The organism is Halobaculum sp. MBLA0143 (genome assembly GCF_041361465.1).
GTDB lineage: Archaea > Halobacteriota > Halobacteria > Halobacteriales > Haloferacaceae > JAHENP01.
Genome location: NZ_JBGKAC010000001.1, coordinates 55,791 through 72,617, shown reverse-complemented (window position 1 = coordinate 72,617; position 16,827 = coordinate 55,791). Strand labels below are relative to the sequence as shown.

The following is a 16,827-nucleotide window of genomic DNA, read 5'->3' as shown; positions in this document are numbered from 1 at the left end:
TGGCGGTCGTCGCGGGCGACGGTGACGGGTGGTCGGTTACGCCTCCTGTTCCGACTCCTTCCCGTGGGGGTGGGAGTCGCCCGGGACGCTGTCGACGCCGTCGTCGGTCAGCTGGTACAGGTTCTGGCGAGCGTCGGCGAAGTAGACGTCCTCGTCGACGACACCGATGTTCTCCAGCCGTTCCAGCGCGTACCGCACCGTCCGCGCCGACAGCATCGACTCCTCGACGATTCCTTTCTGTGTCAGCGAGCCGTTGTACTCCAGTACCTTGAACACGAGCTTCGCACTCGGCGGCAGGTCGTCGAGTGTCTCCTCGTCGGATTCGGCCATCGTTACGATTCGAAACACCCAGTGTGTTAAAGCTTGACGACTCGCGTGTGTGTCCGACACACGGAGGGCACGGGCCGGCGTCGGTGGAGCGAACTGCTTTAGTCGCCGGCTCACGCAGCCTCACGCATGGCTACCGAGAACGCCTCCGGACTCTCCGATCACATGCGGGGCGTGACGGTGACGACCCTCGCCTGCGTCGGCGGGATCGCCGCCGCGCTCGTCTCCGCACAGGTGTTCGGAGTCGAGGTGTCCGTGGCACAGAGCCGTCAGCCGTTGCTGGTGTTGGCGGTCGCGTTGTTCGCACAGTACCCAGTCCTGAAGCTCGTCGGCGTGGACATCGGGGAGTTCGGGATCAAGGACAACCTCTACGTCGGGTTCATGACGTTCACGTTCTGGTTCATCTCCTACGCGATCCTGCTGTCGACTGGGGTGTGAGCCGTGGCGGACGACAGCATCGCGGTCGTGGACTTGGATCGGTGTCAGCCCGACCGTTGTAACTACGAGTGTTCGAACTACTGTCCGCCGAATCGAACTGGAAAGGACTGTATCACCACCCGCGAGGAACGGTACGGGCAGGACGAACCGTACAAGGGCGGACCGGACCAGATCTGGATCTCCGAGGAGATCTGTCTGGGTGAGTCGTGTGGGATCTGTGTCGACAAGTGTCCGTTCGACGCCATCGAGATCATCAACCTCCCGTCGGAGCTGGAAGACGATCCGATCCACCGCTACGGGGAGAACGCGTTCGGACTGTACGGGCTGCCGGTGCCGGAGTCCGGCGGCGTCACGGGTATCCTGGGCCCCAACGGGATCGGGAAGTCGACTGCAGTTCGGATGCTCGCGGGGGAACTCGTCCCGAACCGTGGCGTCCACGACGAGGAGGCCTCCTGGGAGGCCGTGTTGGAACGTGTCCGCGGGACGGAGCTCCAGACGTACGTCGAGCGGATCATCGACGGCGAGATCGAGGTGGCCCGCAAGCCGCAGTACGTCGACCAGATCCCCGAGCAGTTCGACGGCGAGGTGCAGGAGTTGTTGCGGACGACCGACGAACGGGGCGTGTTGGACGAGACCGTCGAACGGCTGAACATCGAGACCGTGATGGACAGTCACATCGACGACATCTCCGGCGGCGAACTCCAACGGGTCGCCCTGACGGCCACCCTCTGTCGAGACGCGGAGTTCTACTTCTTCGACGAGATCACGCCGTACCTGGACGTCGGCCAACGGATGACAGCCGCCCGGCTCGTCCGGGAACTGGCCGACGACGAGGACCGCGCCGTGATGGCCGTCGAACACGATCTCGCCATCCTCGACCTCCTGGCAGACACGCTCCACGTCACCTACGGTGAGCCCGGAGCGTACGGTGTCGTCACGGACCCCAAGTCCGTCCGGAACGGGATCAACGAGTACCTCTCCGGCTACCTCGACAACGAGAACATGCGGATCCGCCAGGAGGCCATCGAGTTCGAAGAACACGCCCCCCAGGAGTCGACGACCAGCCGACCGCTCCTGGAGTACCCCGCCCTGGAGAAGTCGTACGGCGACGACGCCTTCTCCCTGTCCGTCGACCCTGGGACGATCAACGAGGGGGAGGTGCTGGGGGTCGTCGGGCCCAACGGAATCGGGAAGTCGACGCTGGCGAAGATGCTCGCCGGCCAGTTGGAGCCCACAGAGGGGAGTCTCGACACGGAGTTGGAGATCGCCTACAAGCCACAGTACATCGACATCGACCGCCAGATGCGGGTGGACACGTTCCTCTCGTCGATCACCGACGAGTTCGGCACCTCCTACTGGGACACGGAGGTGGCCCGACCGCTCCAACTCAACCGCCTCATGGAGCAACGCCTGACGGACCTCTCGGGCGGGGAACGGCAGCGCGTCGCTATCGCCGCCACCATCTCCGAGGACGCCGACCTCTACCTCTTGGACGAGCCGTCGGCCCACCTCGACGTGGAACAACGGGTCCAGGCGACGACCGCGATCCGACGGTACGCCGAACACAACGACGCGACCGTCATGGTGATCGACCACGACATCTACATGGTCGATCTCCTGGCCGACCGGCTGATGGTGTTCGACGGCGAGCCCGCCGAGCGCGGTCACGCCAGCGAACCCCAGGGGATGCGCGACGGCATGAACGAGTTCCTCGCGGACTTGGACATCACCTTCCGGCGCGACGAACGCACCGGTCGTCCCCGGATCAACAAGCCCGGGTCGCAGCTGGACAGCCAACAGAAGCGCGACGGGGAGTACTACTACACGGACTGATCGGCGGCGGCCCCTCCGAGGTCACGCGGTCGGGTCAGGATCTGTCGGGGTGAGACCCTTTCTGTGACGGGGCTCCGGCAGCGGCGTACACACCGCTCGTTGTCGATCGTCTGTCGTCGACTCGATCCCGGACACCTCTACAGCCCGGGCGTGGCCGTAGTGGGCACAAGGTCTAAGTAATTGCCACCATTTAGTAGCAAACACGGGAGACCCACAAGGACGAGCACACAACCATGTCTCTAACAGATCAGACGGCCTTCGACGGATACAGACTGTACCACGACGATCAGGAGGCGTTCCTGATCGGACGAATCACCGACAGCGACAGCCAACTCACCGGACGGCCGGCCTACTACACCACCGCGTCCAGAGATGTCGTGATCGGTTCGTACGACGAACAGCGTGCGATGGTGGTCCCGGAGACGGCAGTCGACTGTGACAGTCATGTGATTGCTCACAACGCACGCGCCTTCGACCAGTTATCGCTCGAACACGAACTCTCGCCGCTCGGAACGGCGCTGCGAGACGCCTGGGAGCTGTCACAGACAGACGTGTTGGGCGTGAAGCAGGCACACGTCTACGCGCTCCGCGACGTACACGAGTTCAGTCGCGGCGAGACGGCGACCGTGTTGGGAGTCGAGCCGTCCACTGTCGACAGTCACCTGTACGCCGCACGAGACAGTGTCGAGGACGCCGAACAGTTCGTGGAGACACGACGGCGAATCAAGCCGTAATCGAGATGCGTCGTTTCGAGTTGGACGGACAGATCGAGCAACTCGGAGACGGGTCCGAGCGGTTCGGCCCCGAAGACTCACCGTTCCTCCTTCGGGGCGGGGAGGAGGTCCGGAAGGAGGCGACCAGATACCACCAGAGCCGTGACCGGGAGAGTCGACAAAGAGACGAGCAGTCCAACGAACCGCTGACGCGCGATATCGACGAGTGGCGGGAGAGAGCAGGCGACCTGGACTTCCCGCACGTGGACACCATTCCACACGATGAGCTTGCGGAACGTGCCGAGCGGGCGGTGGAAATCGTGGCGTCGGTCGGTCTCGTCTCGTCGGTCGACAGGGCTGCCGACCTCCCCGAGCAGGTGTTCGGGTGGTACCTCCCTGGGGTTGATCGGGTCAAACTGGCAGACACCGAGGCGCCGTTTCTCGCCTGTCGCCGCGGGCCAGTTCTCGCACACGAGGTCGGACACGCAGTGTACGATAGTCTCCAACCGGAGGATCGGACACAACAGGGTGTCGATGTGTTTCACGAGCCACCGCAGTCACGCGGTGCTCGCCGGCTCGCCGAGCGTCTCGAAGGGCCGTACGATCCGCCAGAGGCCGACGTTGAGGGGCTGCGGAACGAACGGAGAGAGTCAGAGCAGTTCGCCTGCGTGTTCGAGTCGATGTGTATCGAGCCCGAGGCAGCGCTCCGGATCGCCCCCGAAGCAGTCAGTCGAGTAGACAAACTGTTAGGACACGAGAACCTGAGCCCTCGTCTCAGAACGATTGTCGAGGTGTGACGAGAGTCACTCTTCCTCGTCGGCCACGGCAAGGTCTACTTCGATCTCGACCTCGTCTGCGCCGTCGACTTCGAAGGCTATCGACTCGTCCGTGTCGCCCTCAATTTCACCGTGAATGTACACTTCGGTGTCTTCCGTGTCGGGGTACGACCTGAGCGCCGTCAGGATCGCCTCGGCGGCGAGGCTCGCCCCGACGCCGATCAGGAACGGTCCGACGACAGCGCCAACGCCGATGTCGAAGCTCTCGACACGTTCGACGGACACCGTCTCGTTCGTCTGGGCCTCGATCTGGCGGTCGATCGACTCCAGAACGGACTCGGCATGGCTCTCCGAGACACGCTGCTCGGGTGCCCACAGGATGTGGTACTCGTCTGTCATTCGTTTCAATATTCAACTTTCAAGCATAAAGAGTCCTGTTGCTTCCTGGAGATCAGTCGCACGGGAGACGAGGCGGCAGGTGGTCCGCCTCCGCTCACCGCACTTCCCGCGAACACGTCCCGCAGAACGTCTCTTCTTTCCGGTCGACCTCGCGCACGGTCGGGGAGAAGCTCATCACACAGCGGTTGTCGTCGCAGTGCTCCAGCCCGAGAGTGTGGCCGATCTCGTGGACGATCTCCTTGCGGACGCGGTCCGTGAACACCTCGCTGGCGGGCTTGGTGGAAATACCGCCGTCGGACGGAGTCTGGAGACGGTGGGTGGAGATGACGGAGCCGTCGCCGTTGAGGTACGCCAGCCCGAACACGTAGTTGCGGCGGCGGTAGTAGAGGTCCTGTGCAGTCACCCCGATGTTCTTCTCGCCGCCACCGACCCGGGAGACGAGTTCGATGAACTGCTCGGCGCGGTACTGATCGCGGCTCCGGTCGTACGCACCCTCGGGCACACGCTGCTCGTCGTGTACGGTCACCTCGTAGTCGTAGATGTTGCGGAGGGCAGACGACGCCTCCCGCTTGACCTGCGGGGGGACCTCCCCGACGGGCACGATGTCGACGAGCATAGAGCTACTTTTGTGAGGGTGGCTCATAAGTTTCTCGCCCGTGTGCAGTGACCGTCGTCGCCGCGTCGCAGACTCTCTGTCCGACTACGACTCCGTCTGTGAGGTGGGGGTCGGCCGCCGACCCGGCGTCGCGCGACTGCTGGCCGAGCGCGGCGTGAGCGTCGCCGCTACCGACGTAGTCCCGCGGTCCGTTCCCGACGAGGTGTCGTTCTACCGCGACGACGTGGTCGCGGCCGCCGGCCGCGCCCGCCGTGGCGAAGGGCCGGGGGCACCGTACCGCGTCGCGGCCGTCTACGCGCTGTCGTGTCCCCCGGAGCTACACCGTCCGCTGGCGACCGTCGCGGACGCCGTCGACGCCGACTGCCAGTTCACCACGCTCGGCGGCGACCCCCCGACCGTCCCGGTCGACCGGACCCCGCTCGCGGGCGGAGAGACCCTGTACACCGTCCAATCGCCGTGAACGCCGGCGACGTTCCGACGTGTTTAAGTTGCTGTGAGTCGCAGTCACAACCATGTCACAGCCTGCCACGGAGGTGAGCGACGGGGAGGTCGTCGCGGCGTTAGACGAGGCGAGCGCCGAGTTCGTCATCGCCGACATCGCGCGTGACGACGCCTGGCTCGCCGTCGGCGAGGGGGAGGCGCCGACGCTCCGTGACTGGTGTTAGACCGTGTCGTCCGGGTCGTGACGCTCGGCCATCCGGGTCGCCTCGGCGGCGTACTGCGACCGGTCGGACTCGGGCGTGGTCGTCACGGCCTCCTCGTCGCGGGCGACGGCCGCGGTCGCGGGGTCGCGTGACAGTCTGTCGACGGTCGCCTGGATTCGGTAGCGCTGCCCACCGTCCGTGGTCGCGTACGTGAGCGTGACGCTGTTTCTCGTGTCGAAGGAGCGTTCGACGAGCCACAGTCGCATACTGCCGCGTGGCGGCGCGTCGGAGTAAACAGTACCGCTCACTCCGCCGGGTCGGTCGCGCCACGGTGGCCGCCGTCGGTGACGGCGTCACCGCGCAGGTCCGCAACCCGGTCGGAGAGGTCGTCGATCGCGTCGTCCTGTTGTTCCGTCGCCTCCACGATCTCTAAGGCGGCGTCTTCCGTCTGGTCGGAGCGCTCGCGCACGTCCTCGATGGTCGACGTGAGCTCCTCCACCGTCGCCGCCTGGTCGTCCGTGGCGCGCGACACCTCCGCGATGCCGTCGGCGGCCTCGTCGATGGCGTCGGCGATCTCCTCGAAGGCCGCGAGCACGTCCTCGATCTGGGCCGCGGCGTGGGTGATCTGGTCGTGAGACTGCTCTGCGGCGGTGACGGTGTCGGCCGTCTCCGCCTGGAGCTGTTCGATGTTCTCCGTGATGTCTTCCGTGTGGCTCCGGGTCTCGTCTGCCAGGCTCTTGACCTCCTCGGCGACGACGGCGAACCCGTCGCCCTCCTCGCCCGCCCGGGCGGCCTCGATGTTGGCGTTCAACGCCAGCAGGTTCGTCTGGTCGGCCACGTCGGAGATCACCTCGACGACCTCCTCGATCTCGTCCATCCGCTCGCCCAACTGCGTGACGGAGTCCACCAGCTCCTGGCCGATCTCCGTCACCTCGTCGGTCGCCTCGCGGGCGCTCTCGGAGGTCTCCAGCCCGTCACGGGCGGCCTCTCGGGCCTGCTCTGCCGCCTGGTCCACCTGTTCGGCCGTGGCGGCGACCTCCTCCATCGACGCGGAGAACGTCTGCATCTCCGAGACCCCCTCCTCCAGCAGTTCGTTCTGGTCGCCGACGTTCTGGGCGATCCGCTGGGCGGCCTCGTTCGCGCGGTCGACCGCCTGCTTGAGCCGCGTGGCCTGGCTGTCGACGGCCGTCGCCGTCTCCTGGAACGTCTCGGCCGTCTGGTTGAGCTCGTCGACCACACCGATCAGCTCGTCGTCCAGACAGTCGTGTTCGTCCACGAAGCTGGCCCGGGCGTCGAGGTTGCCCGACATCAGCTCCCGGAGCGTGGCCTGAACCTCGTCGACGAGTCTCTCGACGGACTCGCGCCGACGGACCTCGGTGGTGTTGTCGATCACCGTCTGGACGACGGCGACGAACTCCCCGTCCTCGAACAACGGCCGAGCGGTCACCTCGCAGTGGTGGGTCTCCCCCGACGGGTCGACCACCCGCTCGTCGGTGGCGTACACGAGCAGCTCCGGGTCGCGCAGCTGCACGTCGAACGTCTCGTCGGCCGACTCCGGCGCCTCCAACACCTGCTGTGCGAGCGTCTGGTCGGAGCGACCGTCGGCGTAGAACAGGTCGTCCACGCCGTCTCGACCCAGCGCCGTCTCGTCGGTGACGCCGGTCATGTCGGCGACCGTCGTGTTCCAGGCGACGACCTCCCCGTCCGTGTCGAGCATGAACACCGGGGAGCCGATGCTGTCGAGCAGGAGGTCGTCGTCGACGTTCAGTTCGTCTTCCGCCTCCTCGTCTCTCTCACTCCTCTCGTCTCTCTCGTCGGTCGACGCCGTCTCCTCGTCGTCGGTGGCCGGCGGGTCGTCCGTCGTCGACGCCGTGTCGTCGTGGGCGGTCGTGTCCCCGCTCTCGACCGTGACGGCGGGCGTGTCGTCCGTGGAGGGGGACGAGCCGCCGTCGGCCGCGAGCCTACCCGCGCCGTCGTCCCGTTCCGTGTCGGCGGGTGCAGCGGCTGGGCCGCTCCCGACGGGCTCGTGGGGCGGTGGCCCGTCCTCGCGGTCGGAGTCGGTGAACCAGTCGCGTACCCGGCTGAACAGCCGCATACACCGGTCGACACCGTCGGTCGTCTTGAATGTTGTCTCTCTCTATCATTCAGCATAAATTACCCGGGGGCCGACGGCACCGCGCCGGATCCTTCCGTCGCCCCGGCTACGAGACCATCCGCCGAAGGGGCGACGATTGCCGATACAGGGAGCCGGGCCGTGTGCCGACGATTGCCGATACGGAGAGTCGGGCGGTGTGTGGAGTCGCGCGCGCAGGCGGGGTGCCGAGAGAGCGGAGCGTAGACGGCGGGCGTGCCCGAAGCTTTTCGGTCGGGCGGGCGAAGACGGGGCATGGATGTCCACACCGTCACCGCCGGCGCGACGGAGTTCACCTGTAACGCCTACCTCGTCACCGGGCGCGTCCCGACGCTGATCGACGCGGGGGCGATGCCCGGCGTCGAGAACGAGATCGCCCGTTACACGGACGACGTCGATCGGGTGGTCCTCACCCACCAACACGGCGACCACGTCGCCGAGTTGGACGCCGTGTTGGACGCCTTCGACGCGGACCTGTACGCTGCCGGCGACCACCCGCGTCGGGCGGTCCCGTTGGCCGACGGGGACGAGGTGACCGTCGGCGACGCGGACTACGAGGTCGTGGGGACGCCGGGCCACGCCGACGACCACGTCTCGCTGGTCGGCGAGACCACCGTCTTCTCCGGTGACCTAGTGGTGTACGACGACGGTGCCTTCGACGACGGCTCCTTCGGCCGGACGGACATGACCGGCCAGTCCAGAGAGACGTTGATCGAGAGCGTCCGGGCGCTCCTGGATCGACTGCCCGCGTCCGCGACCCGGCTGTGCGCCGGTCACGGGAGCGTGTTCGACGCCGAGGAGTCGGACGACAGCCTCCGCGACGTCGTCGAACGAGCCCTGCGTCGGGCAGAACGGCGCGAACCGAAGTACCCCGACGAGTGACGGCCGCGTGGCTGGACACGGGGTCGATTGGCCGGAGAGGAGTGCGGGACTACGCCGCTCGGGTCTCCTTCGCCTTCGGGCGGAGGTTGTCGTAGCCACACTTCCGGCAGCGGGTGGCCCGCGGGGAGTTCCGGGCGTTACACCGCATACAGATCATCCGGTCTAGCGTCCGTTCTTCTGCGGCCTCGAACTTTGCCATACGGGAAGAAGTGAGCTACCGGCTGTTAACGCTTGCGAGAACGGGGCGACGACTGTGGCTACGCGCCCGCGTCGCCCAGCGCTTCCTCCAGGTCGTCGCGCTGGGTGACGCCGACGAACCGTTGGACGACACCGTCGTCGTTCTCCACGACCAGTGTCGGCAGCGAGCGGACGGAGTACTCGTTTGCCGTCTCCTGGTCCGCCTCTACGTCCACCTTCTCGAAGTCCACGTCCGGGTAGTCGCCCGACAGCTCCTCCAGGATCGGATCCTGGTTCTTACAGGGGCCACACCAGTCGGCGTAGAAGTCGAGGAGTCGAACCGTCATTGCACCAGCGAGGTGGCACCCGTCGCCGATAAGGCTTTCTCACGTCGTGTAGCGACTCCGAAAGCTTGAGGTACACCCCCCGAGTGTTGTCGGGTATGAGCAGTGGCCAGAACAGCGGTGGACTGATGTCGTCTGCCGGGCTCGTTCGGTACTTCGACGCCGAGGACCGCAACGCCATCAGACTCGACCCGAAGACGGTCGTTGCGATCGGTGTCACGTTCGGTGTTCTCGTGTTGATCGCACAGTTCGCGGTGTGAACCCGGGTCGAACGGAAGGTTTTCGCCCGTACGCCACCCAGCCGACGGTATGAAGGCTGGCGTCATCGCGGTCCAGGGCGACGTGTCGGAGCACGCGGCGGCGATCCGTTCTGCGGCCGCCGCACACGGGCTCGACGCCGAGGTCGTCGAGATCCGAGAGTCCGGTGTCGTCCCCGAGTGTGACGTGTTGCTCGTCCCCGGCGGGGAGTCGACGACCATCTCTCGACTCGTCGGCGACGAGGGAATCGACCGAGAGATCGTCGATCACGTCGCCGCCGACAAGCCTATCCTGGCGACGTGTGCGGGACTGATCGTCGCGTCGACGGACGCGAACGACGAGCGCGTGGACACGCTGGACGTGTTGGACGTGACGGTCGACCGCAACGCCTTCGGTCGCCAGGCGGACTCGTTCGAGGCACCCCTCGACGTCGACGGGCTCGACGAGCCGTTCCCGGCGGTGTTCATCCGCGCACCCGTCGTCGACGAGGTCGGCGACGACGTCGAGGTGGTGGCTCGGTGGGACGGCGACCCCGTGGCCGTCCGACAGGGCCCGGTCGTCGCCACCGCGTTCCACCCGGAGCTGACGGGCGACCACCGCGTCCACGACCTAGCGTTCTTCCCCGACGGGGCAGACGGGACGGACGACGCAGACGGGTCGGACGACGAGGTGGCGGCGTGACGGACGAGGCGGCGGGCAGCGGGACGACCACCGACGGGGAGCCGACCACGGACGAGACCCTCGCGGAGCTGTTCGCCACCATCGAGGATCGACGCGAGACACTGCCCGAAGACTCCTACACGGCCTCCCTGTTCACCCACGAGAAGGGGGAAGACGCCGTGTTGGAGAAGCTGGGCGAGGAGACGACGGAGCTCGTCTTGGCCGCGAAGAACGGTGACGAGGCGGAACTGCGCCACGAGAGTGCCGATCTGGTCTACCACCTGTTGGTGTTGCTGGCGATGGAGGGCCAGGAGCTGTCGGATCTGCGGGCGGAGCTCCGGAACCGTTTCTGAAGCGTCGTCGTCCAGCCGGCGTCCGGCGGCTACTTGAGGCCGGGGGCACAACCGTCGCTCGATGAGCGAGAACGACCCCGCGGTCGTCGTCGTGGACTACGGGCTGGGCAACCTCCGGAGCGTCACCCGTGGGCTGGAACGGGCCGGCGCGTCGGTGACAGTGTCGACGGAGCCGTCCGCGATCCACGACGCCGACGGCGTGGTGTTGCCGGGCGTGGGCGCGTTCCGGGAGGGGATGGAGAACGCGGCGCCGTACCGCGAGGCGCTGACGGAGTACGCCGCCGACGGCGGCCCGTTGCTGGGGATCTGTCTGGGGATGCAGATGCTGTTGTCCAGCAGCGAGGAGGCCGAGCGGGCCGGCGAGGGTGACGCCGACGGGTTGGACCTGATCCCCGGCCGGAACGTCCGGTTCACCGAGGCGGAGCCGGTGCCACAGATGGGGTGGAACGACCTGTCGGTGACGCGCGACCACCCGCTGGTCGACGGTGTCGGCGGGGAGTACGCCTACTTCGTCCACTCCTACTACGCGGTGCCGGAGTCGGCGGACGCGACCGTCGCCGAGACCACCTACGACGGGGAGACGTTCGCCGCGGTCGTCGCCAACGAGGCCGGCAACGTGTTCGGAACCCAGTTCCACCCGGAGAAGAGCGGGGACACTGGACTCCGGATTCTGGAGAACTTCGTCGGACTGTGTGAGGCCGGCGTGGAGTCGGCGACCCACCCCTGAGAGAGTGGGGTTCCGTCTCGCTCCGCTGTGCGCGGCGTCGTGGCGGCTGAGACGGGGCTATCGACTCTGAAAACACGACCGAACGTTTGATACGTACTCACTCTCGCAGTGTATACGCCGCGATCCAGACGGCTCTCGTCGGCTGTCCCCAGCAGCCGACCCCGCGGTCACGGCCCCCAGCGTGACTGCACGACCACTCGGTCGACGTCGTCGGGTCGCGGGTCGCGGGGGTGACCCCGCCAGCTGTCCGGGACCGCGGGGCGACGCGTCGGCGGCCCGTTGCCCATCCGGCGTGTCGCAGCCGGGGACTCTCCCGCTCCCACTCTCACCGCCCCGGTCTCTCGGGGTCCCGTTTCGTTCCGTCCCGTTCCGGTAGCGGTTCGGAACCACTATGTCGTCGCCCCGACCAGAGACGAGCGAATGCAGATATTCGGGTCCAGCGGCACTCGCGGCGAGGTCGGCGCGGCGTTCGAGCCGGAGTTCGTCCTCCGGGTCGCCCGCGCGGCGGCGACCGTCTGGGGCGCCGACCGGGTCGCGCTCGCACGGGACACCCGGACGACCGGCGGGATGTTCGCCGACGCGGCCGCCGCCGGCGTCGCGGCGACCGGGACGGACGTGGTCCGGCTCGGCGTCGCGCCGACGCCCGCGACAGTGCGTCACTGCGGCGAGGCGTCCGTGCCGGGCATCCAGATCACGGCCTCGCACAACCCGCCGGAGTACAACGGCGTCAAACTGATCGGGCCGGAGGGCAGCGGGCTCCCGGTCGGGGAACTGGAACGGGTGGAGGAGGCGTTGCTGTCGGAGTCGTTCGCGGCGACGGCCTGGGACGACGTGGGCAACCGGACTCAGGCGGCGGTCGTCGAACCGTACGTGGACGAGATGCTGACGGCGGTCGACCGCGAGGCGATCGCGGCCGCGGACCTCACCGTCGCCGTCGACCCTGGCCACGGCGCCGCTGCCGACGCCGCCCCCGCCTTCTTCCGGCGACTGGGTTGTGACGTGGTGACGGTGAACGCCCAGCCGGACGGACACTTCCCCGGGCGGCCGTCGGAGCCGACGCCGGAGACTCTCACCGACCTCGGCCGGCTGGTCCAGGCGGGCGACGCGGACGTCGGGGTCGCACACGACGGCGACGGCGACCGTGCGGTGTTCGTCGACGAGACGGGGACGGTCGTCTCCGGGGACGCCTCGCTGGCGGCGCTGGCCGAGCGGGCGTTGTCCTCGGGCGACACCGCGGTGTCCGCGGTCAACGTCTCACAGCGGCTCGTCGACGTGTGTGATCGGGTCGGTGCCGACCTGGAGCTGACACCCATCGGCGCGACGAACATCGTCACGCGGATCAGGGAGCTGTGGGACGCCGACCGGTCTGTTCCGGTGGCGGGGGAGGGCAACGGCGGCGTGTTCTTCCCGGGCTACCGGCTCTCGCGGGACGGACCGTTCGTCGGCGCGAAGTTCCTGGAGCTGTTGGCCGAGCGCGAGGAGCCGGTCAGCGAGGTGATCCGGCCGTACACCGACTACCACACCGTTCGAGACAGTCTGTCGTACGACGGGGAAGACGAGCGGACGGCGATGCTCTCGGCCGCCGAGACGTTCGCCGAGGCGGCAGACGCCGAGCCACAGACGACGGACGGCTACCGGCTGGACTACGGCGACGCCTGGGTGTTGGTGCGGGAGTCCGGAACGGAGCCGAAGCTGCGGGTGTACGCCGAGTCCGACGACCGCGACCGGGCGGGGACGCTGGCGGCGACGGCGGCCGACCGGCTCCGGGAGGCGCGGGCGTCGGCGTGACGGACCCGACCGTCGTCCACGACCCCTCCCACCGGGCGGCGCTGTGGGAGTTGGAGGCCGCGTTCGACCGCGGGGCGCTCGTCACCGTCTACGGCGCCTGCACCGTCGAGTACGACGGCCGGGCGTCGTCGTCACTGGGTGAGGGCCGACGGCTGCTCGTGGTGAAGCCGGACGGCACCGCCCTGGTCCACACGGACGAGGGCCACGAGCCGGTGAACTGGCAGCCGCCGGGGTCGCGTCACCGCGCCGCCGTCCGCGACGGGCGGCTCCGCGTGCGGACGGAACGCGACAGTCCCGACGAACGGCTGGACGTGTGGTTCTCGACGGTGGACCACCTCGTCGCGTACCCAGTGAGCGGGCGGCGGTCAGTCGCGGTCGACGGGACGGAGGCGGACCTCCGGGAGCGAGTGTTGGCGGAGCCGTCGCTGGTCGCGCCCGGGTTCACCGTCGCCGCGACGGAGCGTGAGACGGACGCCGGCGCCGTCGACGTGTTCGGTCACGACGGGGACGGCCGGCCGACCGTCGTCGAGCTGAAGCGCCGCCGGGTCGGGCCGGACGCAGTCGGGCAGCTCCGGCGGTACGTGGTCGCCGTCGAGCGAGAACTGGCGGCGTCCGCGACGGACGAACCGACCGTCCGAGGGGTGCTCGTCGCCCCGTCCGTGACGGACCGCGCGGCGGAGCTGTTGGCCCGGGCGGGGTTCGAACACGTCGCCGTCGACCCCCCGGGGGGAGGGACCCGAGACGCGGGGGGTGACGGCGACGACGGAGCGGACGAGCGTCGCTCGGAGTGATACCGGCAGGCAGCGTTCGAAGGCTTTATCGGCGGAACCGGCGTCCCTTGCGATAGCAACTATGTCGGACAAGCCGGCCTCCATGTACCGGGAGATCAGCAAGCCCGCGTACACACGACGGGAGTACATTACGGGCATCCCCGGCTCGAAGATCGCACAGCACAACATGGGCGACCTCCAGTCGGACCCGGACGACTACCCGGTCCACATCTCTCTGGAGGTGGAAGAGGAGCTCCAGATCCGCCACGACTCGCTGGAGTCCGCGCGGCTGTCGGCCAACCGCCACCTGATCAAGGAGCTGGGTGAGGGCAACTACAAGATGATGCTCCGGAAGTTCCCCCACCAGGTGCTGCGGGAGAACAAGCAGGCGACCGGTGCCGGCGCCGACCGTGTCTCCGACGGGATGCGGCAGGCGTTCGGGAAGCCGGTCGGCACCGCGGCCCGTGTCGACAAGAACGCCACCATCTTCACCGCCTACTGTGACGTGGACCAGGCCGACGAGGTGAAGGAGGCGTTCCGCCGCGCGTACAACAAGATGTCGCCGCCGTGCCGGATCGTCGTCGAGAAGGGCGAGGAGCTGCTCGTCCGGTAGTCGGGTACAGCTCACACCTTCTCGGGGAGGTAGCCGCCGTCGACCTCCACGTTCTCGCCGGAGACGTAGCTCGCGGCGTCGGACAGGAAGAACTCCAGCACCGCGACCAGGTCCGACACGGTCGCCCAACGGCCACGCGGCGCGTCCTCGGGGAAGGCGTCGGAGGTCTCGACGACGTACGGCGAGACGGCGTTGACCGTGATCCCGTCTTCGGTCGTGTCGGCGGCGAGCATCCGGGTGAACATCAGCACGCCGGTCTTGGCGATGAAGTACGGCGCGTTCTTGGGGTTGACCAGCGCCTTCTCGCTGCCGGCGTAGCCGACGTTGACGACGCGCCCCCACCCGGTCTCCCGCATCGCCGGCACGGCACGACGACAACAGAGGTACGTCGCGGTGACGTTCGTCTCCAGCACCTCGCGCCAGGTCTCGACGGACAGCTCCGCCCAGTGGTCCGGTGCGAACGAGCCGACGTTGTTGACGAGCACGTCGACGGCTCCCAGGTCGGTCTCGACGGCGTCAAACAGGCGGTCGACGTCGTCGGCGTCGGTCACGTCCCCCTGGACGGTCGTCGCGTCGACGCCCAGGTCGCGGGCCTCGGCGGCGGTCGCCTCCGCCTCGGCCTCGCTCGTGTTGTAGTGGACGGCTACGTCGGCACCGGCGCGGGCACACGACAACAGGAACCCGCGGCCGATGCCGGTCGCACTGCCGGTGACGAGCGCAGTTCGGTCGGAGAGGTCGGGCTGCACACCCGGAGTGAGAGGCCTGGCGTCGATAAGCGCGACGGAGTCGCTGGCCCACCGGCGGCGTGAGGGTGGCGACCGGTCGCAAGCGCTATAGGCCTCGCTGGTCAAGCGGGAGGTATGAGCGTGGATTCCGAGGGGGGCGACAACGACCTCCGCGAGCGGATCACGAACTTCCTGCGGCGGAACTTCCCGCAGATCCAGATGCACGGCGGAAGCGCGGCGATCCAACAGCTCGACCGCGAGAGCGGTGAGGTCCACATCCAGTTGGGCGGCGCCTGCTCCGGCTGTGGCATCTCGCCGATGACGATCCAGGCGATCAAGTCCCGAATGACCAAGGAGATCACGGAGATCACCGAAGTGCACGCCGACACGGGGATGGGCGGCGGCGCGGACGGCGACCTCGGCGGCACGGGCTCTTCCGGCGACGGGATGTCGCCCTCCTTCCCGGGCGACGGCGGCGACGACGGCGAGGACGACGAAGGGCCGCAGGCTCCCTTCTGACGCGGCCCACTCCAGGCCGCGACGGCGTCCGAACCCCGACGCCGTCGGACTCGTGACGCTGTCGCGGTTCGACGAACTACGGAGGAATCAAGTCGGAGAGGTTGTTACGACGAGGTATGGTCGTACCGGAACCGGGGTCGCTCCAGTCGTTGAGCCTGTGGATCGGGAGCGTGGCGATGGGGTTGGCTGCGCTGAAGTTCCTGTGGGACGGGTGGTCGGTCAGGGATCCCGAGACCCAGGAGTACTACGTCATCACGATCTTCGTGCCGGCGATCGCGGCCGTGTCGTACTTCTCGATGGCCACCGGCTTCGGGGTCGTCAGCTTCGACGCCGGCCCGGGGATGGGTGAGACGGTGATCTACTGGGCGCGGTACGCCGACTGGCTGTTCACGACGCCGTTGCTCCTGTTGGACCTGTGTCTGTTGGCGGAGGCCGACCGGAACACGATCTACACGCTGGTCGGGCTGGACGTGTTCATGATCGGGACGGGCGTCGCCGGCGCCCTCGCCCGCGAGGGCCAGACGATCCGTGTCGTCTGGTGGGCGATCTCGACCGGGGCGTTGCTCGTGTTGTTGTACCTCCTGTTCGAGACGCTGTCGGAACAGGCCAGCCGGCTGTCGGCCGATCGGGCGTCGTTGTTCGGCCGGCTGCGCAACCTCGTCATCGGACTGTGGCTGTTGTACCCCGTGATCTGGATTCTCGGGACGGAAGGGGGGGTCGAACTGTTCGGACTCGGCGTGGAGACGGCGTTGTTCGCCGTCTTGGACGTGGCCGCGAAGGTGGGCTTCGGTGCGCTCCTCCTGCGGAGCCGGGAGGTGTGGGCGTCGGACGCCGCCGGCTCGGCGGCGCCGGCCGACGACTGACCGCCTCGCGTTCAGACGATCTGTTCGCCGTCGTCGTCGTAGACGGCGATCGCGTCGACGGGACACGCCCGGGCGGCGAACTTGGCGTCCAGCTCCGCTCCCTCGGGCACCGTCAGCGAGAACAGCTCCTCGTCGATCTCCTCTGCGTCCGGGAGGTCGGCCTTCCCGTCGTCGCGGTTCTCCTCGAAGGCGTCCCACTCCGCGACACACTGGTACATCCCGACGCAGGTGTCCCGGTCGAACTCGAGGCGCATACCGACTGTGGGAGCGC

The 16,827-nt window shown here is 67.8% G+C and carries 25 protein-coding genes; 16 read left to right on the top strand and 9 right to left on the bottom strand.

Annotation, left to right across the window (positions count from 1 at the left end):
* Positions 1-36 precede the first annotated feature (36 nt).
* Positions 37-330 carry a winged helix-turn-helix transcriptional regulator gene (locus RYH79_RS00425; protein WP_370895188.1) on the bottom strand — a complete coding sequence of 98 codons (294 nt, stop codon included), beginning with the start codon at positions 328-330 and terminating at the stop codon, positions 37-39.
* A gap of 126 nt (positions 331-456) precedes the next feature.
* Here RYH79_RS00425 and RYH79_RS00420 point away from each other — a divergent pair, with 126 nt between their 5' ends.
* From RYH79_RS00420 to RYH79_RS00405, 4 genes are all read left to right on the top strand, one after another.
* Entirely contained in the window at positions 457-765 is a 309-nt protein-coding gene (locus RYH79_RS00420; RefSeq protein WP_370895187.1) for an EMC6-like membrane protein, read from the top strand.
* A 3-nt stretch (positions 766-768) separates the two neighbouring features.
* Positions 769-2,598: a ribosome biogenesis/translation initiation ATPase RLI gene (locus RYH79_RS00415; RefSeq protein ID WP_370895186.1), complete on the top strand. Its 1,830-nt coding sequence runs from the start codon at positions 769-771 to the stop codon at positions 2,596-2,598.
* A gap of 233 nt (positions 2,599-2,831) precedes the next feature.
* Positions 2,832-3,332 carry a sigma factor-like helix-turn-helix DNA-binding protein gene (locus RYH79_RS00410; RefSeq protein ID WP_370895185.1) on the top strand — a complete coding sequence of 167 codons (501 nt, stop codon included), beginning with the start codon at positions 2,832-2,834 and terminating at the stop codon, positions 3,330-3,332.
* Positions 3,333-3,337: 5 nt separating this feature from the next.
* Entirely contained in the window at positions 3,338-4,108 is a 771-nt protein-coding gene (locus RYH79_RS00405; RefSeq protein ID WP_370895184.1) for a hypothetical protein, read from the top strand.
* A gap of 6 nt (positions 4,109-4,114) precedes the next feature.
* On the opposite strand, the gene RYH79_RS00400 is transcribed toward RYH79_RS00405, so the two are convergent.
* Both RYH79_RS00400 and RYH79_RS00395 read right to left on the bottom strand, forming a co-directional pair.
* Entirely contained in the window at positions 4,115-4,486 is a 372-nt protein-coding gene (locus RYH79_RS00400) for a hypothetical protein (protein ID WP_370895183.1), read from the bottom strand.
* A gap of 94 nt (positions 4,487-4,580) precedes the next feature.
* Positions 4,581-5,102 (bottom strand): archaemetzincin family Zn-dependent metalloprotease, encoded by a 522-nt coding sequence (locus tag RYH79_RS00395; protein ID WP_370895182.1) that lies wholly within the window; start codon positions 5,100-5,102, stop codon positions 4,581-4,583.
* 40 nt (positions 5,103-5,142) lie between these two features.
* Here RYH79_RS00395 and RYH79_RS00390 point away from each other — a divergent pair, with 40 nt between their 5' ends.
* Entirely contained in the window at positions 5,143-5,562 is a 420-nt protein-coding gene (locus RYH79_RS00390) for a UPF0146 family protein (protein ID WP_370895181.1), read from the top strand.
* A gap of 52 nt (positions 5,563-5,614) precedes the next feature.
* A complete protein-coding gene (locus RYH79_RS00385; protein WP_370895180.1) occupies positions 5,615-5,767 on the top strand; it encodes a DUF7556 family protein in 153 nt (50 codons plus the stop codon).
* Here the strand turns inward: RYH79_RS00385 and RYH79_RS00380 are convergent.
* Together RYH79_RS00380 and RYH79_RS00375 are read right to left on the bottom strand one after the other, a co-directional pair.
* Positions 5,764-6,012, bottom strand: coding sequence for a DUF7967 family protein (locus RYH79_RS00380; RefSeq protein ID WP_370895179.1), 249 nt, complete (start codon positions 6,010-6,012; stop codon positions 5,764-5,766). The two genes, RYH79_RS00385 and RYH79_RS00380, sit on opposite strands and share 4 nt — an antisense overlap.
* A gap of 38 nt (positions 6,013-6,050) precedes the next feature.
* The gene (locus tag RYH79_RS00375) at positions 6,051-7,841 is read right to left on the bottom strand and encodes a methyl-accepting chemotaxis protein (RefSeq protein ID WP_370895178.1); all 1,791 of its coding nucleotides are present in this window, start codon (positions 7,839-7,841) and stop codon (positions 6,051-6,053) included.
* 291 nt (positions 7,842-8,132) lie between these two features.
* Here RYH79_RS00375 and RYH79_RS00370 point away from each other — a divergent pair, with 291 nt between their 5' ends.
* Positions 8,133-8,759: an MBL fold metallo-hydrolase gene (locus RYH79_RS00370; protein ID WP_370895177.1), complete on the top strand. Its 627-nt coding sequence runs from the start codon at positions 8,133-8,135 to the stop codon at positions 8,757-8,759.
* Between the two features lie 49 nt (positions 8,760-8,808).
* On the opposite strand, the gene RYH79_RS00365 is transcribed toward RYH79_RS00370, so the two are convergent.
* Both RYH79_RS00365 and RYH79_RS00360 read right to left on the bottom strand, forming a co-directional pair.
* A complete protein-coding gene (locus RYH79_RS00365; protein ID WP_370895176.1) occupies positions 8,809-8,958 on the bottom strand; it encodes a 50S ribosomal protein L40e in 150 nt (49 codons plus the stop codon).
* 58 nt (positions 8,959-9,016) lie between these two features.
* Positions 9,017-9,283: a thioredoxin family protein gene (locus RYH79_RS00360; protein ID WP_370895175.1), complete on the bottom strand. Its 267-nt coding sequence runs from the start codon at positions 9,281-9,283 to the stop codon at positions 9,017-9,019.
* Positions 9,284-9,378: 95 nt separating this feature from the next.
* Between RYH79_RS00360 and RYH79_RS00355 the strand changes: the two genes are divergently transcribed.
* From RYH79_RS00355 to RYH79_RS00325, 7 genes are all read left to right on the top strand, one after another.
* Positions 9,379-9,540, top strand: a complete 162-nt coding sequence (locus tag RYH79_RS00355; RefSeq protein WP_370895174.1) for a preprotein translocase subunit Sec61beta — start codon at positions 9,379-9,381, stop codon at positions 9,538-9,540.
* Positions 9,541-9,589: 49 nt separating this feature from the next.
* A complete protein-coding gene (gene pdxT / locus RYH79_RS00350) occupies positions 9,590-10,219 on the top strand; it encodes a pyridoxal 5'-phosphate synthase glutaminase subunit PdxT (RefSeq protein WP_370895173.1) in 630 nt (209 codons plus the stop codon).
* Complete coding sequence (hisE, locus tag RYH79_RS00345; RefSeq protein ID WP_370895172.1) at positions 10,216-10,551, top strand: phosphoribosyl-ATP diphosphatase; 336 nt, start codon at positions 10,216-10,218, stop codon at positions 10,549-10,551. Before pdxT ends, hisE begins: the two co-directional genes overlap by 4 nt.
* A gap of 61 nt (positions 10,552-10,612) precedes the next feature.
* Positions 10,613-11,278, top strand: coding sequence for an imidazole glycerol phosphate synthase subunit HisH (hisH, locus tag RYH79_RS00340; RefSeq protein ID WP_370895171.1), 666 nt, complete (start codon positions 10,613-10,615; stop codon positions 11,276-11,278).
* A 420-nt stretch (positions 11,279-11,698) separates the two neighbouring features.
* The gene (glmM, locus tag RYH79_RS00335; RefSeq protein ID WP_370895170.1) at positions 11,699-13,066 is read left to right on the top strand and encodes a phosphoglucosamine mutase; all 1,368 of its coding nucleotides are present in this window, start codon (positions 11,699-11,701) and stop codon (positions 13,064-13,066) included.
* Entirely contained in the window at positions 13,063-13,857 is a 795-nt protein-coding gene (gene nucS, locus RYH79_RS00330) for an endonuclease NucS (RefSeq protein ID WP_370895169.1), read from the top strand. Before glmM ends, nucS begins: the two co-directional genes overlap by 4 nt.
* A gap of 61 nt (positions 13,858-13,918) precedes the next feature.
* Positions 13,919-14,449: a 50S ribosomal protein L16 gene (locus RYH79_RS00325; protein ID WP_370895168.1), complete on the top strand. Its 531-nt coding sequence runs from the start codon at positions 13,919-13,921 to the stop codon at positions 14,447-14,449.
* An 11-nt stretch (positions 14,450-14,460) separates the two neighbouring features.
* Here the strand turns inward: RYH79_RS00325 and RYH79_RS00320 are convergent, their stop codons facing one another.
* Positions 14,461-15,195, bottom strand: a complete 735-nt coding sequence (locus RYH79_RS00320) for an SDR family NAD(P)-dependent oxidoreductase (RefSeq protein ID WP_370895167.1) — start codon at positions 15,193-15,195, stop codon at positions 14,461-14,463.
* A 114-nt stretch (positions 15,196-15,309) separates the two neighbouring features.
* Here RYH79_RS00320 and RYH79_RS00315 point away from each other — a divergent pair, with 114 nt between their 5' ends.
* Together RYH79_RS00315 and RYH79_RS00310 are read left to right on the top strand one after the other, a co-directional pair.
* Entirely contained in the window at positions 15,310-15,693 is a 384-nt protein-coding gene (locus tag RYH79_RS00315; protein WP_370895166.1) for a NifU family protein, read from the top strand.
* Positions 15,694-15,809: 116 nt separating this feature from the next.
* On the top strand, positions 15,810-16,556 hold the full coding sequence (locus RYH79_RS00310) for a bacteriorhodopsin (RefSeq protein WP_370895165.1): 747 nt from the start codon (positions 15,810-15,812) through the stop codon (positions 16,554-16,556).
* Between the two features lie 11 nt (positions 16,557-16,567).
* Here the strand turns inward: RYH79_RS00310 and RYH79_RS00305 are convergent, their stop codons facing one another.
* Entirely contained in the window at positions 16,568-16,810 is a 243-nt protein-coding gene (locus RYH79_RS00305; protein WP_370895164.1) for a ferredoxin, read from the bottom strand.
* Positions 16,811-16,827: the final 17 nt, after the last annotated feature.

Coding starts and splice junctions, on each gene's coding strand:
- RYH79_RS00305 (WP_370895164.1), bottom strand. CDS start 16,810: ATGCGCCTCGAGTTCGACCGGGACACCTGCGTCGGGATGTACCAGTGT.
- pdxT (WP_370895173.1), top strand. CDS start 9,590: ATGAAGGCTGGCGTCATCGCGGTCCAGGGCGACGTGTCGGAGCACGCG.
- RYH79_RS00400 (WP_370895183.1), bottom strand. CDS start 4,486: ATGACAGACGAGTACCACATCCTGTGGGCACCCGAGCAGCGTGTCTCG.
- glmM (WP_370895170.1), top strand. CDS start 11,699: ATGCAGATATTCGGGTCCAGCGGCACTCGCGGCGAGGTCGGCGCGGCG.
- hisH (WP_370895171.1), top strand. CDS start 10,613: ATGAGCGAGAACGACCCCGCGGTCGTCGTCGTGGACTACGGGCTGGGC.
- RYH79_RS00370 (WP_370895177.1), top strand. CDS start 8,133: ATGGATGTCCACACCGTCACCGCCGGCGCGACGGAGTTCACCTGTAAC.
- RYH79_RS00310 (WP_370895165.1), top strand. CDS start 15,810: ATGGTCGTACCGGAACCGGGGTCGCTCCAGTCGTTGAGCCTGTGGATC.
- RYH79_RS00395 (WP_370895182.1), bottom strand. CDS start 5,102: ATGCTCGTCGACATCGTGCCCGTCGGGGAGGTCCCCCCGCAGGTCAAG.
- RYH79_RS00375 (WP_370895178.1), bottom strand. CDS start 7,841: ATGCGGCTGTTCAGCCGGGTACGCGACTGGTTCACCGACTCCGACCGC.
- RYH79_RS00380 (WP_370895179.1), bottom strand. CDS start 6,012: ATGCGACTGTGGCTCGTCGAACGCTCCTTCGACACGAGAAACAGCGTC.
- RYH79_RS00355 (WP_370895174.1), top strand. CDS start 9,379: ATGAGCAGTGGCCAGAACAGCGGTGGACTGATGTCGTCTGCCGGGCTC.
- RYH79_RS00410 (WP_370895185.1), top strand. CDS start 2,832: ATGTCTCTAACAGATCAGACGGCCTTCGACGGATACAGACTGTACCAC.
- RYH79_RS00360 (WP_370895175.1), bottom strand. CDS start 9,283: ATGACGGTTCGACTCCTCGACTTCTACGCCGACTGGTGTGGCCCCTGT.
- RYH79_RS00385 (WP_370895180.1), top strand. CDS start 5,615: ATGTCACAGCCTGCCACGGAGGTGAGCGACGGGGAGGTCGTCGCGGCG.
- RYH79_RS00420 (WP_370895187.1), top strand. CDS start 457: ATGGCTACCGAGAACGCCTCCGGACTCTCCGATCACATGCGGGGCGTG.
- RYH79_RS00365 (WP_370895176.1), bottom strand. CDS start 8,958: ATGGCAAAGTTCGAGGCCGCAGAAGAACGGACGCTAGACCGGATGATC.
- RYH79_RS00405 (WP_370895184.1), top strand. CDS start 3,338: ATGCGTCGTTTCGAGTTGGACGGACAGATCGAGCAACTCGGAGACGGG.
- RYH79_RS00325 (WP_370895168.1), top strand. CDS start 13,919: ATGTCGGACAAGCCGGCCTCCATGTACCGGGAGATCAGCAAGCCCGCG.
- RYH79_RS00315 (WP_370895166.1), top strand. CDS start 15,310: ATGAGCGTGGATTCCGAGGGGGGCGACAACGACCTCCGCGAGCGGATC.
- RYH79_RS00425 (WP_370895188.1), bottom strand. CDS start 330: ATGGCCGAATCCGACGAGGAGACACTCGACGACCTGCCGCCGAGTGCG.